The organism is Mannheimia granulomatis, from assembly GCF_013377255.1.
Classification (GTDB): Bacteria; Pseudomonadota; Gammaproteobacteria; order Enterobacterales; family Pasteurellaceae; genus Mannheimia; species Mannheimia granulomatis.
Genome location: NZ_CP016614.1, coordinates 2,197,790 through 2,213,777 on the forward strand (window position 1 = coordinate 2,197,790; position 15,988 = coordinate 2,213,777).

Annotated in this window: 11 protein-coding genes; 3 read left to right on the plus strand and 8 right to left on the minus strand. The window is 38.3% G+C overall.

Going from position 1 to position 15,988, the window contains the following annotated elements:
- Nucleotides 1–59 precede the first annotated feature (59 nt).
- The 5 genes from A6B41_RS10345 to rluC form a co-directional block, all read right to left on the minus strand.
- The gene (locus A6B41_RS10345) at nt 60–1,394 is read right to left on the minus strand and encodes a cation:proton antiporter (protein WP_027073556.1); all 1,335 of its coding nucleotides are present in this window, start codon (nt 1,392–1,394) and stop codon (nt 60–62) included.
- Nucleotides 1,395–1,474: 80 nt separating this feature from the next.
- The gene (gene dapE, locus A6B41_RS10350) at nt 1,475–2,623 is read right to left on the minus strand and encodes a succinyl-diaminopimelate desuccinylase (RefSeq protein WP_027073555.1); all 1,149 of its coding nucleotides are present in this window, start codon (nt 2,621–2,623) and stop codon (nt 1,475–1,477) included.
- A gap of 48 nt (nt 2,624–2,671) precedes the next feature.
- A complete protein-coding gene (locus A6B41_RS10355; protein WP_027073554.1) occupies nt 2,672–3,022 on the minus strand; it encodes an ArsC family reductase in 351 nt (116 codons plus the stop codon).
- A 13-nt stretch (nt 3,023–3,035) separates the two neighbouring features.
- The gene (gene folP / locus A6B41_RS10360; RefSeq protein WP_027073553.1) at nt 3,036–3,884 is read right to left on the minus strand and encodes a dihydropteroate synthase; all 849 of its coding nucleotides are present in this window, start codon (nt 3,882–3,884) and stop codon (nt 3,036–3,038) included.
- Between the two features lie 15 nt (nt 3,885–3,899).
- On the minus strand, nt 3,900–4,862 hold the full coding sequence (gene rluC, locus A6B41_RS10365) for a 23S rRNA pseudouridine(955/2504/2580) synthase RluC (RefSeq protein ID WP_027073552.1): 963 nt from the start codon (nt 4,860–4,862) through the stop codon (nt 3,900–3,902).
- Between the two features lie 393 nt (nt 4,863–5,255).
- Between rluC and A6B41_RS10370 the strand changes: the two genes are divergently transcribed.
- The 3 genes from A6B41_RS10370 (at nt 5,256) to rraA (ending at nt 9,220) form a co-directional block, all read left to right on the plus strand.
- Nucleotides 5,256–7,574, plus strand: coding sequence for a TonB-dependent receptor (locus A6B41_RS10370; RefSeq protein WP_027073551.1), 2,319 nt, complete (start codon nt 5,256–5,258; stop codon nt 7,572–7,574).
- 155 nt (nt 7,575–7,729) lie between these two features.
- Complete coding sequence (locus A6B41_RS10375; RefSeq protein ID WP_027073550.1) at nt 7,730–8,635, plus strand: mechanosensitive ion channel family protein; 906 nt, start codon at nt 7,730–7,732, stop codon at nt 8,633–8,635.
- Between the two features lie 87 nt (nt 8,636–8,722).
- Nucleotides 8,723–9,220, plus strand: a complete 498-nt coding sequence (gene rraA, locus A6B41_RS10380) for a ribonuclease E activity regulator RraA (protein WP_027073549.1) — start codon at nt 8,723–8,725, stop codon at nt 9,218–9,220.
- Nucleotides 9,221–9,280: 60 nt separating this feature from the next.
- On the opposite strand, the gene ptrA is transcribed toward rraA, so the two are convergent.
- The 3 genes from ptrA to A6B41_RS10395 form a co-directional block, all read right to left on the minus strand.
- A complete protein-coding gene (gene ptrA, locus A6B41_RS10385) occupies nt 9,281–12,229 on the minus strand; it encodes a pitrilysin (RefSeq protein ID WP_027073548.1) in 2,949 nt (982 codons plus the stop codon).
- Between the two features lie 181 nt (nt 12,230–12,410).
- Complete coding sequence (recC, locus tag A6B41_RS10390) at nt 12,411–15,695, minus strand: exodeoxyribonuclease V subunit gamma (RefSeq protein ID WP_027073547.1); 3,285 nt, start codon at nt 15,693–15,695, stop codon at nt 12,411–12,413.
- A gap of 46 nt (nt 15,696–15,741) precedes the next feature.
- Nucleotides 15,742–15,951, minus strand: coding sequence for a DUF5374 domain-containing protein (locus tag A6B41_RS10395; RefSeq protein WP_237052477.1), 210 nt, complete (start codon nt 15,949–15,951; stop codon nt 15,742–15,744).
- Between the last annotated feature and the right edge of the window lie 37 nt (nt 15,952–15,988).

Below are 15,988 nucleotides of genomic sequence, written 5' to 3' on the forward strand. Positions count from 1 at the left end.
ATATAAAGAGAAGTTAATCACCAATAATCTTTAGTGAAATGATAGTGTATTTAGTTATATCAAATATGTGGGATAAAATCGTCCGGTCCACCCAGCTTATTGAATGCAACTCTTCTTGGGTCAGCTAATTTCGATTTTTTAATCATTGGCTCAACCGTAGAACCTTGTACCAGAATCGAAAATGTGACGACTGAATAGGTCATTAATAAGATTAAATCACGAACATCAATGTTACCTTCTAAGCTTGGAATCATGACTGCCTCCGTAGGTAGAGCCAGAGCCATTGCTAGGCCTAAACCACCACGCAATCCACCCCATGTCATAATTTTTAGAGTGTAAGGATTATAAGTACGGAACCGCTTCAATACTTGGAATGGAATCCACAAACTCACATAACGAGAGAATAAACAGATTGGAATCGCAGCCAACATAAGCACCCCGCCAATCCAAGTAAAATCAACCAATAACGTACTTAGTCCAATTAACAAGAATAAGAGGTAGTTTAACGAGTGATCTATCATTTCCCAAAAATGGTCAAGATATTTCTGACTTTGTTCTGAAAAGCCGGTACGACGAGTCCAGTTACCAATCATAATTCCTGCTACTACCATGGTTAAAGCACCTGATACGTGCAAATAGTTTGCCATTACAAAGCCAACTGTTGGAATAGTCAAAGTAATCAAGATTTCTAAGCTTCCATCATCGGTGGCAGAAATAAATTTATGGGCAACATAGCCTGTAATCAAACCAAACACAATACCGCCAACTGCTTCTTGTAAGAACAACCGGGTAATTCCCCCTACAGTTGGCTCTTGTCCGCCAAAAGCGACGGCAAACACAGTTGTAAAAATTACTAAGCCGATACCATCATTGAATAAAGACTCTCCCTCCACGTGCATAGAAAGGCGTTTCGGGGCTTTCAAACTTTTGATGATCGCAAGCACCGCAATCGGGTCGGTTGGTGAAATTAATGCACCGAATAATAAACAATAAACAAAGCCAATCTCCAAACCACACAGCATTGCTAAACCATACACCAAACCACCAATCATAAAGGTTGAGGCTAGAGTGGAAAATAATGCATAAACGGCAATTTCCCTACGTTGCTCTTTCATTAAAGGCAATTTAATGCCAAGTGAACCGGCAAAAAGTAAGAAGCCAAGCATTCCGTTTAATAAAAAGCTTTTAAAATCAAGTTGTTGATAAATTGAGGTGGCGAGTTGTTCAACTTTGAACCAGCCTAGAGAACCAAAAGTGAGAATAAGTAGAGAACCGATAAGGGCGGAGGCAGTAATTGCAATGGTTATTTGAATGTTTTCATTAAGTTTCCTTGTAACAAACGAAACAAACATTGCAAGCCCGAACAGCAAGCAAATATAAGAATAGAGTTGCATAAGATTTACCTTTAAATATTAAAATAGAAAACTGGTGATATTTTAATCCCCGTTTAACAAAATAGCTACAGAAATATAACCTATTCACCGTTTAATAAATTTTCCAATATTTGGTAATAAATCTCTCCACATTTAGCCAGATCTTCTACGCTTACACACTCATCTACTTTATGAATTGTCGCATTCAAAGGTCCAAACTCTACTACTTCTGCCCCCATTAAGGCGATAAAACGTCCATCTGAAGTACCGCCACCGGTATCTAGTCGAGGCGTAATTTTTGTCACATTTTCGACCGCTTGTACGGCAGCCTCAACCAATTTTCCATCTCCGGCAAGGAAAGGTTTGCCCGATAAATTCCAGCTAATACGATATTTTAAACCATGTTTTTCTAACATTTCCGTAACCTTGGCTTTAATGCTCTCATCTGTCACTTCAGTGCAATAACGTAAATTAAATTGCACATAAAGCTCGCCCGGAATCACATTATTGCTGCCTGTGCCGGCTTTGATATTCGCCACTTGAAGACTGGTCGGTGGGAAAAATTCATTGCCGTTATCCCATTGGTAGGTTGTGAGCTCTGTTAAAAAGCTTAAAGCCGTATGCACCGGATTTTCCGCAAGATGTGGATAAGCCACGTGACCTTGAATCCCTTCGATATATAAATCAGCTGTAATCGAACCTCGGCGACCGTTTTTAAGTACATCGCCCAATACTTTACCGCAAGAAGGCTCCCCCACCACACAGTAATGAATAGGTTCATTACGAGCCATTAAAGTTTCCACCACTTTTACCGTACCGTCTTTGGCTGCGGCCTCTTCATCGGAAGTAATCAACAACGCCACTTTGCCTTTGTGATTTAGGTTATTTTTCACAAAATGCTCTGCCGCTACCACCAAGGCTGCCAGCGAGCCTTTCATATCTGCAGCACCACGTCCGTATAAAACATTATCTACAATGTGAGCAGAAAACGGAGGATAAGTCCATTGGCTCTCCGTTCCCACAGGCACGACATCGGTATGCCCTGCAAAAGCAACGCAAGGCTCAGACTCACCATTTTCTATTCCATGAGTTGCCCATAAATTCAAGGTGTCGCCAAAAGGCAACCACTCGAGGGTAAACCCCACTTTTTCCAACCGTTCGGCAATTTCCTGTTGGCAACCTTTGTCTTGAGGGCTGATAGAATCACGGCGGATCAAATTTTGTGCAAGGGAGATAATTTCGTTTTTCATAAGATTACAAGCGGTTATTTTTGGTTAATTTTTTGCAAATAAGGAAATTTAACGAACAAAAGCCGCTTGGTATTCTTTCTCATTAAACCCAAGCAAGGCAATTTCATTTTGAATCACAATCGGGCGTTTAATCAACGTAGGCTGTTCGGTTAACACCTTTAATGCTGTTTCACGGTTTAAATTATTTTTTAGCTCAGCATCTAAATTTCGCCAAGTTGTGCTGCGTTTATTGACCAAGTTTTCCCAGCCGAACGTAGCCTCCATTTCCACCAACCAATCAGCATTCAAGCCATCTACACGGTAATCATGCAGTTGAGGTTGTTGGTTATTATCTTCCAGCCATTTCAAGGCTTTTTTCACCGTATCACAATTTTTAATGCCATAAACTAAAGTTGTCATTTATTTCCTCTCTTTAATTATCTGATTCTAACATTGCCTGCCAAATTTTAAGAGCATCAGCGGTTTCAGCAACATCATGAACCCGTAAGATTTTCGCTCCGTTTTGAGCAGCCAATAATGCTCCTGCTACCGAACCAATCACTCGCTGCTCAACAGGCTTATCCAACACAGAGCCAATCATTGATTTTCGTGAAAGCCCGGCTAGTACAGGGAACCCGGAATCTACGAAGGCTTTAAGATGTTGTAATAACTGGTAGTTGTGGCGAACCGTTTTGCCAAAGCCAAAACCGGGGTCTAAGATAATATGCTGTTTGGGAATACCTGCGTTGATACAGGCAAAAATTCGCTGATTTAAAAAATCCGCTACCTCTTCTAATACATCATCATACTCAGGTTTTTGCTGCATAGTTTGCGGATTGCCTTGCATGTGCATTAAACAGACCGGCAACCCTAATTCAACAGCAGTTTCCAATGCATTCGGTTCGGTTAATGACCGAATATCATTAATGATATCCATCCCCACAAGTGCGGCTTGCTTAAACACTTCCGCCTTAGAGCTATCCACCGAAATTAAGCAATCAAAACGGGAACGCACCGCTTCTACCACAGGCACAACCCGCTCTAACTCTTGATCAAGGGTAACAATTTCCGCATTCGGGCGTGTAGATTCCCCACCAATATCAATAATGCTAGCTCCCTCTTTTAGCATTTTTTCCGCTTGAAAGAGGGCTTTATCCAGCGAAAAAAACTGCCCCGAATCGGAAAAAGAATCAGGAGTAAAATTTAAAATCCCCATAATTTGTGGCTGGGTCAAATCTAACAAGCGGTCATTTTTTTGCAGATTTTTGAAATGGATTTTCATCTTATTGCCTTTATCCTATTTTTCCGCCCTTAATGTTGCCAGCACACCTTTTAGGGTCTTATCTAAAGGTGCGGTAATTACCATTTCTTCCCCACTTTTCGGGTGTTCAAAGCGGATGGAATAGGCATGTAAAAATAAGCGGTGTAAGCCGGCTGCTTTCATTTTACTGTCAAATTCGCTGTCACCATATTTATCGTCCAACGCGATAGGGTGGCCGGCATATTGGGTATGCACACGAATTTGGTGAGTTCGCCCTGTTACCGGAGACGCTTTGACTAAAGTGGCATTTGCATAGCGTTCTTCAATACTAAAACGGGTTTCAGAGGGTTTACCTTCCTCGCTCACTCGCACAATGCGTTCGCCGCTCGCTAACTCATTTTTTAATAGTGGAGCTTTAATCACTTTAGTATGTGCCTGCCATTGCCCTCGCACTAATGCCAAATAATCTTTTTGTACGACCTTTTCACGTAGTTGTTCGTGTAGGCTACGAAGTGCCGAGCGTTTTTTTGCCACCAATAAAATACCGGAAGTGTCGCGGTCGATACGGTGAACCAGCTCTAAAAAACGGGCTTGTGGACGCAACGCTCTTAACGCCTCAATCACACCAAAGCTTAAGCCACTACCGCCATGCACCGCAATGCCTGATGGCTTGTTGATCACAAGCAGCACTTCGTCCTCATATAAAATTTGCGCTTCCAACTCCGCTACTTTATTAAGTTTTGTAGAAATTTGCGGCTCGTTTTTTTCCGCCACACGCACAGGCGGAACACGCACAACATCCTCTGCCTGTAACTTATATTCCGGCTTGATTCGTCCTTTGTTTACCCGTACTTCGCCTTTACGCACAATACGATAAATCAAACTTTTCGGCACACCTTTAAGTTTGGCTAATAAAAAATTATCTAAACGCTGCCCGGCCTCATCTTCACTGATGGTAAAAAATTGAACGCCGGCACTAATTACTTTTTCTGTTGTCATTTTTGCTTTCTTCATAAAAAAATCATACAAATTCTATCATACCCCTGCCAATTAGAAGACTACAAGCGGTTAAATTTCCCTAATAATTTGCAATATTTCATAAAAATTAAATTTCTTACCTATAACCCATTCAAATAACCATAAAAAAAATTATTGAATTATTCTGCTTCCACTCTAAAATACCCACCACTAATCCATAATCAAAATAAGGTATTTATAATGAAATTAACGAAAATATTTCTATCTATGGCTGCCTGCTTGGTCAACACACAACTCTATGCAACTGTCGAACTCGACACAGTTCACGTAAAAGGAAACACGAAATCAATACTTTCCGGTAAATATGAATTTGATCAAAAAAATTTAACAACCAAATTACAGGCCAACTCAAATGTGAGTGATGCCTTAGTTTCGTTACCTTCAGTTCGAGTATCCAATAACAAAAACGGCAATACATTAGGTGAAATTGCTCCGCAAAATATTTCTTTTCACGGTGAGCGTTATTACAACAATAATTTTATGCTCAATGGTATAGGAATTAATGATAATGTTAATCCTATCGGCTTGGGTGAAGATTCATTATTAGAATCTGATATGACTAAAACAATCGATTCTCAATATATGCCTGCAGGACATCCTCAAGCATTTTGGTTGAGTACCGATCTAGTTGATACATTAGAGGTTTATGACCGTAATGTGCCTAGCCAATATGGAAACTTTACTGGCGGTGTAGTGAATGCAAAATTAAAAGAACCTGATTTCAAACGTGCATCCGGTTCTGTATCTTACCGAACAACCCGAGATGCTTGGACTAAATTCCACTTGGAAGGGCAGTATAAAAATGAATTTTATCGTGCCAATTCACCTTTATTACAACCTAAATTTACCAAGCACGAATACAGTATTCAGTTAAATCAACCACTTACAGATCACTCCGGATTACTTTTCGCTTATAGTCGCCAGCAAAGTTCTGTTCCTCAGCATCAACAGTATTTGAACAAATGGACTAATCGCTATCGTCGTAACGAAACTTTACTTGCAAGTTATAAAAATGAATTAAATGAGAATAACCGTTTAACTATTAATGGAATTTATTCTACTCATCAAGCAGATGAATATCTGGAAAACGCGGTAGATGGTCGTTTTAGATTAAGTGGCGGTGGTTTTTTAACTAATATTAAATGGGAGAATTACAACGTTCTTGGCTTGCTAACTAGTGAGTTAGCTTATCGAAATAACCGAAATCAAACGAAATACGATTCGGATACGCTTTATCGTTATACTAAAACCAAAAGTATTGATTGGATTTCTGATCCAAATACAGGAGAAGCGACAAAAGGTGGTATCGGTAAACGTTATACTCAGCAACAAAGTTTGCAGCTAAAACAAAATCTGGATTTCAATAAATTTGAAATCGGCAGCACTATTCATGAAATGAGTGCCGGTTGGGAATGGCAACAAAATACATCGAGATTAAAGCAACCTAAACTTGCAAAGCAGTATGCCGGAGCTGCCGACTATTATAAAGGTGAAGTATTTAATATTGAAAATTGTACATATTGTATTCCCAAAGAACAATATTTCAAATATAGGGTTCATTACTTACCGATAGATGGGAAAGTTAAACATAACCGCATAGCATCATATTTACAAGATAAAATAGTTTGGAATAACTTCACTTTTGTACCGGGCATACGTTTTGACTACACGCAATTTACCCGTAAATGGAACATTGCTCCAAGAAGTTATATTGATTATAACCTGTTAGGTAAAGGCCAAACTCATCTTATCGCTGGGTTTAACCGCTATTACGCAGGTGATTTAGTTGATTATAAATTACGTTCTGCCTTCAATTTTGAAGACCATTATAAAAGAGAGTCTTACAACAGTCCTTGGGAGCTAGACAGATCTATCTTACATATTGCCTATAAAGGAAGTAAACTTAAAACACCTTATAGCGATGAGATTAATGCCGGAATCAGTCAAAAAATTTCAAATAGCTTATGGACATTCAAATGGGTACAACGCAACAGCAAAGATCAGTTTATGACCCAAATTGATTCTGATGTAAAACCGCAACAACGTTGGCTATCTAATTCAGGACGAAGTAAACATAATACCTTTAGTTTAGAAATAGAAAGTATCGAACCTATCGATTTGTCTTTTATGGCTCTTAAATGGCAATTCGGTGTTGCTTTTAATAAGAGTAAAACTAATCAAACAAATGATTACACCCAGCGAGATTGGAAAGATTACGGCATAACTAAAATGCTTCATAAAGATAAATTACAATCAATTGAATATCTTCCTGCAAGAAACTTCAATACTCCTTGGAAAGGCTATTTACAGTTAGAAAGTTATTTTCCATCACTCAATTTAAACTGGGCACAGCGTATTAATTATGAATCATCTAGTAAAGATTATACCTTTAAAGGTTTTAGATGTACTTCTGAAAAATCGGTATGTAACAACTATGAGGGATTGGTTGCTCGTGTATACGAAACAGCAAAACCAAGCCACACTACGCTTGACTGGTTCTTTAATTGGAAAAAAGAACTAGGGCAACATAAAGCATTTTCAGTTAATGTAAGTGTACTTAATGTGCTTAATCGTAAGTTACTCGCAAATAAGATCACGACAGATGATGAAAATTATTACCAAACATACCGAGCCGGTAGACAATTTTGGCTCGGTGCAAAATATGAGTGGTAATTACCATTCTTGCAAAGTTTTGTAATAAAAGATTTATTTTAGTGCCGTACTAATTATAATTCCATTGTATTAATTCATATTTAATACAATGGAATTATTTCTTTCCAGCCTCAGCTATTACGTTGAGAAAATATCAACTTTTTAAGGAAAATAAAATGTCAGCAGAAAAAGCTACTGAAACTACACCAAATATCAATGTTGTTGCAGAAACGGAAAAAGCGATTAATAAAGTCAGCAATATGGATTTCAACACTATGCTCAATGAGTGGATTATCCCTTATGGTACAAAAATTCTGCTTGCGATTGCTATTTTCGTGATTGGTAAGTTTTTTGCCCGAGTAATTAGCACCTTATTGGGTAAAGCAGCATTGAAATCAACCAAAGATGAAATACTACAAAGTTTTATTACCTCAATTAGTTACTTCTTACTACTCTTAATTGTCGTGATTGCTTCCCTGTCGCAATTGGGTATTAATACCAGCTCATTGGTTGCATTAATCGGTGCTGCGGGTTTGGCGATTGGTTTATCTCTGCAAAACTCACTACAAAACTTTGCGGCAGGTGTGATGCTTTTAATTTTCAAACCTTTCCGCAAAGGCGATTTAATTGAAACCGGTGGTATGACAGGTGTAGTGGAACAAATGGGGCTGCTCGTTTTAGAGCTACGTACCGGTGATAACAAAACCGTATTATTACCAAACGGCAAAGTGTTCTCAGACAGCATTGTGAATTACTCAAATAATCCAACCCGTCGTATTGATTTCACCTTTAATATCTCTTATGAATCAGACTTAAGAATGGCAAAAGAGATTATTCGAGGCGTATTAAATAATAGTGGCTATGTCTTAAAAGAGCCGGAACCCGTAATTGCTGTTGGAGAATTAGCGGCAAACAGTATTCAGCTTGTCGTTCGCCCTTGGGTGCAAACTCCTAATTACTGGGCAGCTTATTGGGATATTATGGAGCAAGTCAAATTAGCCTTTGATAACGCTGGTGTATCCATTCGCTACAATCAAATGGAATTGCATATTAAAAGTGGTTCTCTTGATACTAAAGATTAAAACAAGCGGTCGTTTTTAGATAAAATTTTGCAAATTCTAAGCGAAGGTTTATACTCTTATAAAACGAGTTGAAAACAGGAGCATATTATGCGTATTGATACCTCTGAGCTTTGCGATCTTTATTCTGACCAAGTTGATGTTGTTGAACCGATTTTCTCCAGCTTTGGCGGTGCGTCATCTTTCTTCGGTAAGATCACAACAGTCAAGTGTTTTGAAAGTAACGGCTTAATAGCAGAAGTGTTGGAAGAAGACGGTGAAGGGCGAGTGTTATTAGTTGATGGCGGTGGTGCCGTTCGTCGTGCATTAATTGATGCGGAATTGGCTCAGCTTGCCGTTGATAACGGCTGGGAAGGCATTATCGTTTATGGTGCGGTTCGCCAACTGGATATTTTGGAAAAATTAGATATCGGTATTCACGCTCTTGCTCCTATTCCGGTAGGAGCAGATAATACAGATGTAGGCGAGGTCGATACACCGGTCAATTTCGGTGGTGTTACTTTCTTCCCGGAAGATTATATTTATGCAGATTTAACCGGCATTATCTTATCACCGGAATTGCTTGATTTAAGCGATATTAATGAATAATTGTCTTTGACATTAGATAAAAAAACCGACCATTAGGTCGGTTTTATTTTTAATATCAATTTAGTAATCTTTGATTTCAAACTCACGTTGTAGTTTTTCAATACTTTCAACCTGCTCAAAACCTTTAAACTTAGCAACATCTTCTGCCTTAGTTTTAGTGCCTACTGCTTGGCTGACAAAAACAAAACCTTGCTGATTAATGAGTGCTTTTTGATAGAAATCCAGAATATCCGCTTTAGTTAAGTTTTTAGTAAGGGCAATTACTTTCTGCAAGCGGTCAAATTTCTTATTATTTTGACTAAAATCCAACCCAAATTCTGCAAACTCTTCCGCCAGAGATTCCGGTTTATACTGTAATTGCTCCACCAGACTCTCACGATATTTAGCAAACTCTTCATCAGATAACTGCTCTAACTTTTCCTTACTTTGTTTAAAGAAGCGTTCATTATGTGTTAAAACACCTGCCGGTGTAGTATTTGGGCTTTGTACCATAAACTGAATACCCGCAGTTTTGCCAATCATTAAATCCGTTGCATAAACCACATAGCCTAATTGTTTATCCGTACGCAGATCGTCAAAATACCAACGGGAAATAATACTTCTCAATAATCTGGCTCGCACTAATCCCTCTAATTCTGCATAGCCATTTGGTAAAAATGCCATTAATAAAGCATTATCTTCATTCGGTACTTTTTTAATGAAATTAAGCTTACGCTGACTCTGATGAATATCCACATATTGCCCTGTAGCATTTGCAGATTTTTTACTTTTTATCACCGCTTGTACTTGGTTTGAAAGCGATAAAACTTGATCGTTGGAAAAATTACCTACCGATAATAGCTTAAAGCCACTCGCCTCATTTAATAAACGATGACGTAGCTTCTGAATATCATCAAGGGTAATTTGATCAATTGCTTTACGCTGTTTATCCATCTCAAAATAAGGGTAGCCGGCAAAACGTTTTAACGCGGCATTTGCTTGATTCAGGCTGTTCTCTTTCTCACTACGATCTAAGGCTTGGTGTAAATGCTGCTTAGCTTGCATCAACATCTCTTCGCTTAACTCAAATTTACTAAATTGCGTAACGCTATCTACAATTAACTTAGGTAAGTTTTGCGTATAGCCATCAGCAGAAACCACTAAGCCATTAGTACCCGGCTGTACCTTTAAATTCATTCCGGCAACAGACGATTGGAAATTAAGCTCAGTTTGAGCCAACTGATTCATATAATTTAAGATAGAAGCTGAAGCCAATGTTTTTAAATCATCTGCGCGAGGATTAACATTAAATACCATACTAATCTGTGCTTTAGGATCGCTGCCAAAATAGACACTTGGCATCGCATAAACTAAATCACCTTGTTGTTCTCGAATCAACTTCGGCTTCGTTAAGCCTTTTTCAACCTTATTTAACGAAAAATCTGTAGTGAAATATGGGTTAAGAGCAGGCAGTTTAAGTGTTGGATTTTGGTTAAAATCCAACCATCTCTGTTTTTGTGCTTCGCTAATTTGGGCAATTGAGTAGCCTGCCTCAAAATACTGACTTTTCTTATCGGTAACGGCATCATCACTGACTAATAAAATTCTTGCATTTTCAATATTCATGCCTGCTAATTTTTCATTAATAGCTTGCTTATCTATAGTCTCAGTAAGATAGCTTTCATCAATAACATGTTCTAACGGATAATAAAGCATCTGATCGGAAATAAATTCAACAAAGTCCATATTTTTCTCAGACTGCAAATGTTGGAATTTTTGCTTAAGGCTTTCTTTCACTTCGTTGAAATAACTTTCTTGGATCCCCTGCTGTTTAATTTGTTCAATTTGTTGGAAGACCAATGAAATAACCCGATCTTTTTCCGCTAATCCCTTATCGGTTAGCTCAATATAAATCTGAAAAGCACCACGATCGCGCCCAATATTTGCCGTGTTAACCGCCTCAATTTCCCCATCAGATAAGCCTTGTTTAATTAAATAATCAGACAAAGTCCCCTCTGTATTATTATTTAAGACATAGGCAAGATATTCGCCGCTTTTATGTTTGAATTGCTGCTCATCATTTGGAAAATCGAAGCCAATTACCAACATTTTGGTCGATTTTACCGGCTTATATTGAATAAATACGGACTTATCTTCCTCACGATATAGAGGCTCTGAGGTTTGTGGAACAGTCAGATTTTTATTTTCCATTTTGCCCAAGGTTGATGCAGCAAGTTTTGCCAGCTGCTCAATCGACTGATTAGAATAGAGTACGACTTTAAACAAATTGGCCGAATAATGCTGTTTATAGAATTGCTCCAGCTCAGTTTGTAATTTGCTATCCGGCTTATCTGACAAGGTTACATTATTACCGACCGCAAATTTAGTCGCAGGATGAGCCGGATTGGAGGTAGCTAAATTTACACTATGCAACAAATGACCATCATGCGATTTTGCCCGTATCATTTCAGCATTTACAGCATTCACTTCTTTTTTGGCATTGCTTTCTAATAAGAGTGGAAAGGCAAGTGTATCTGCCATACGAGCTACAGCTTCAGAAAAAGCATCATTATTGACCTGCAGATAGTAAGCAGTTCGATGGGAAGCAGTGGAGGCATTATTCATGCCGCCATTTTTGGTTAAAAAGGCATCTAAACTGTTGGTTTCAGGGTAATTTTTAGATCCCATTAATATCATATGTTCAAGGTAGTGTGCCAGCCCTTGTTGTGAAATAGGATCGTCCATTGAGCCAATAGGAATAATGGCAGACATTAACGATTTATTCGCATTTTCATCAGAAATAAGCAGAACTGTCATGCCATTATCAAGCTTAATCCCTTGGTAGATGGCTTTATCATTCGGGCTTTTATTTATGCTTTCTTTAAGTAGTTGAAAGCCTAGAGGCTGTTGAGCTTGTTGACTAGCGGTTGTTTTTTCCGGATTTTTTGCGACTTCGGCAAAAACATTTGGTATCACTAAGTTTACCGCTAATGTCGCTGTAATCAACTTGGTGAAAAGAGATAATTTCATAACGCTCCTTTTAAACTATCACACACTAAAATATAAATATCTTTTGTAAACTCTGACACTCAACCATGAGGAAAATTCGATACGTGCGGCTGAATAATAAGCAATCATTAAAATAAGCGCTTATCAAAGATAACTAGTCAGCAGTTATGCAAAAAAATCTTTAAAAACAACCGCTTGTCGATTAATTTTCTAATTTAGTTTTCTCATGCATCAAGCTAAACCAATCTAATGTAGTCTGATGAATTGTGCCATAATCCAGCTGACGGCTTTGCCGCAAAATACGGGTTAAGTAAACACCATCTCGATCTTCAGCTAAATCTGCTATCGTCTTTTCCGGATCTTGCACCTTGGCATTAAAATAAGATCCCAACTTGTCATAAATCACCAGCTGGACTTGTGATAAGCCGTTTAAATAAGCATTAAGATAAATGGTGAATTGCTCATCAGCCTCTTCCCGGCTTAGCTCATCAAAATAAAGTAAACCTGCCTGTTCCGCATTACGATAATAAAACTTTACCTTTTTGTTGGGTTGGTAAATGGTCATTAATAGATGGTATATCCAAGCTTGGATTCTGTCTTTATCTCTCAACCCACCGACCCGCCACAGAATGATATCGTCTCCATAAATATTGGCAATATTAGCGGTAAGTAGAATTTCCCTCTTGCCTAAAAAATAGGGCTGGCTAAATGCTAACACTGTACTTTCTCGCACTAAATAATCGGCTAAAGCTTGGCGTATTTCCGAAATTTTACCTACAAGATCTTGTTTGGCTATTTCTGCAAAATTTGATGCCGGCAAGTTACCTTTTAACTTCTCTTTTTCAAAGAAAGCCGCTTGTTCTGTTGTACTCACCGGTAGTAGATCTTCTAACAAATCGTAACGCTCTAAACCTGACATCGCAAAAATTTCTGTTTCCTCTATGCTGTTATCATATTGCTCAAAAGTAACACCAAGCACATAATGGAAAAAGTACTTCACTGGATTTTGCAAAAAGCGGATAAGCAAATCAATTTCTAACGTATGTGGCATACTTTCGATTTGTAACGGCTCTTTTAGAAAATCTCGATAATCTAACGTATTAGGAATAATCCACTCTGCGTTATAAGCATAATCGTGTGGCTGTGTGAAATTTTTCTTGCTAAATACAGTTAACGGCTGTTTTCTTACAAGCATGCTGGAAGCTTTTTCAGCTTGTCGCAGTTCCGGCACTGAATATTCATCAATCACATCTAATAATTGCGAGACTAAAATAGAGGGTAGCATCTCTTTGCCATCTTTTTGCGATTGTCCTACATAGCTGATATAAAACACTTTTTGTGCTGAAAGTAAGGCTTCTAAAAAAAGATAGCGATCATCATCACGCTTGGCCCTATCGCCTTTTTGCGGCGCATATTGCATCAAATCAAAACTGTTTATCTGCTGCTGACGGGGAAAATCCACTTCATTCATACCAAGTAAACAAACTACTTTAAACGGAATTGCTCTCATCGGTAATAAAGTAGCAAAATTGACTCTACCTACTAAGAAATTTAAAGTTTGCGCATGTTGATTAAGCTGCCGATTAAACAGTAATTCAATAATCTCAATCTGAAGGTTATCTCTAAATGCGCTAGCCTCCGCTTGTTCAAAAATCTGATCATTTACTGTATTTAACAATAAAATAGAAGCCGTATTCTCTGCATTTTCATGATATATGTTCGCAATCAACTGTCTGATTGCTTGATGCCATTGCATTAATGAATGTGGCTGTTGTAACAACTTCACCCATTCCAATAAATGAGAAATAAAAGCAGCAAGCCCACCAACCAGCTCGGCATTTAAACCATAGCTATCACCAAAGGCAAGTGTATTCTCCCAAATGCCATTTTCTTCTTTTAGACTTGAACCCAGTAATAAGCGATTTAAGCCGTTTTCCCATGAGTTATAGTTTTGCCAATGAGGTCGGTTAATATCTAATCCGGCACGAATGCCGGCTTTTTTTGCCCAAGTGCGTAAAGTATGGATATGTTCTTGGTTAAAATGAAAACGTTCTGCAATAGCATTAATTTCCAATAAATCGAATAGATCTTCCGCTTTAAAGTCGCTTTCTTTCATCGCCAATAGTTGCAAAAAACTTGCAATAATCGGATCAATTTGAGTAAATGCCTGATCTGATAATGAAAACGGAATATAACGAGGATCTCGATTAGCTCCCGCATAGCGAGAGAATACTGCATCAATATAAGGAGCATATTTGTTGATATCTGGAGACATCACCATAATGTCTTTCGGCAGCAATGTTTTATCTTTCTCAAACAGATTGAGCAACTGGTTATGTAGCACTTCCACTTCTCTCATCGGGCTATGACAGGAGTGAATCTGAATCGAATGATCGTTGCTTAATTCAGTAATAGTTGCTTGATTTTCTGAACTGAAGATCTGTTTCTTAATTTTATTGAGATTACAATCATCCTCCGGCTCCACAAATGCATCGATAGTATTCGGCTCAAATTCCATCAGTTGGGCTAAAAAATCTCTTCCTTGCTTCCCCCAAAGATTTAATAACTTATTGCTTTGTTCAGCCAATAAATTTTCAAGATCTGAAGTAGAAATTTTGTTGGTTAACGCCAGCTTTTGCCAAACCTTATCCTCAATGCTGTCTCCCCAATATTTTTCACTTGGGTTAAGGAAAAAAATATGGATATCACAATGTTCACTTAATTTCTTAAATACAGCTAATTGCAATGGCGAAAAAGCAGAGATACCAAAAATCGCTATACGTTTTGGTAGTTGGGCTTTTTCCTGTGCTGTTAGATTATCTAATTTATTGAAATAATTTTGTTGCAAATACCCACGGTGCGATGTCATAAAAACTGCACTATCAGCATCAGCTTTGAGATCATTAACCAGCTGTTTCCATAATATACTTTGCCATTTCATATCGGCAAAAATAAATGCCTGGTCTTGATGCTTGCCTGCAATTGCAATTTTTAGCTCATTTTCGACCGCTTGTAGATTATCTTCCTCCCAATGTAGCAACCAATGAGGTCGATAGACTAAATATTGGTCAAATAATTCTGCAATTTTATCAGAGAGCTGATAGAGCTTAAGCTGATATTGCTCTTGATTATTTGGTTCTGCCAAATAATGCTTTAATGGCTCAAACTCCGGCTGTGAGAGGCTATTTGGCAGTAAACGCATAATCCGCCAAGCCATAGAGGAGCGTTCAAAAATATTCTCTTTCGGCAGCTCTGGAAACAGCAAACGATATTGCTGCCACAGAAATGTCGTCGGATATAAAAATTCACAGTTACCCATAATGCCACTGAATTCAGCAATTTGCATTTGTAGCCACTGCGCCATCCCCTGACTTTGAATTAAAATCGTCTCCACCTCAAACGGATCTTCAAGTGGGTTCACTTGCTGAACCTTCACAAGCATTTCAGCTAAAGATGAAATTTTATTGGACTGGTAAAGTGTAAACATAATAACCTCTCTGAAGGAATTATTGTCCACGAAAGCGAGAGGTGATTCAATCATTATTCAGCTCAATTTTACCAAGCGGAAAACTAATACTGTGCTGATTTGATGAACATCGAATTTGATAATATACGCGATTTTGTGTCAGACTGCTTTCACACTCTAAGCGAGCTAATTTTAAAGCGATCTGGTTTTCTAAAATTTGTACCGCTTGCTGTTGTTGAAACTGCTTACTCAACTGCCGTTTTGAACCGAATGCCATCGGCTAAATACCAACACAATAACCGCAAATAAGCTGA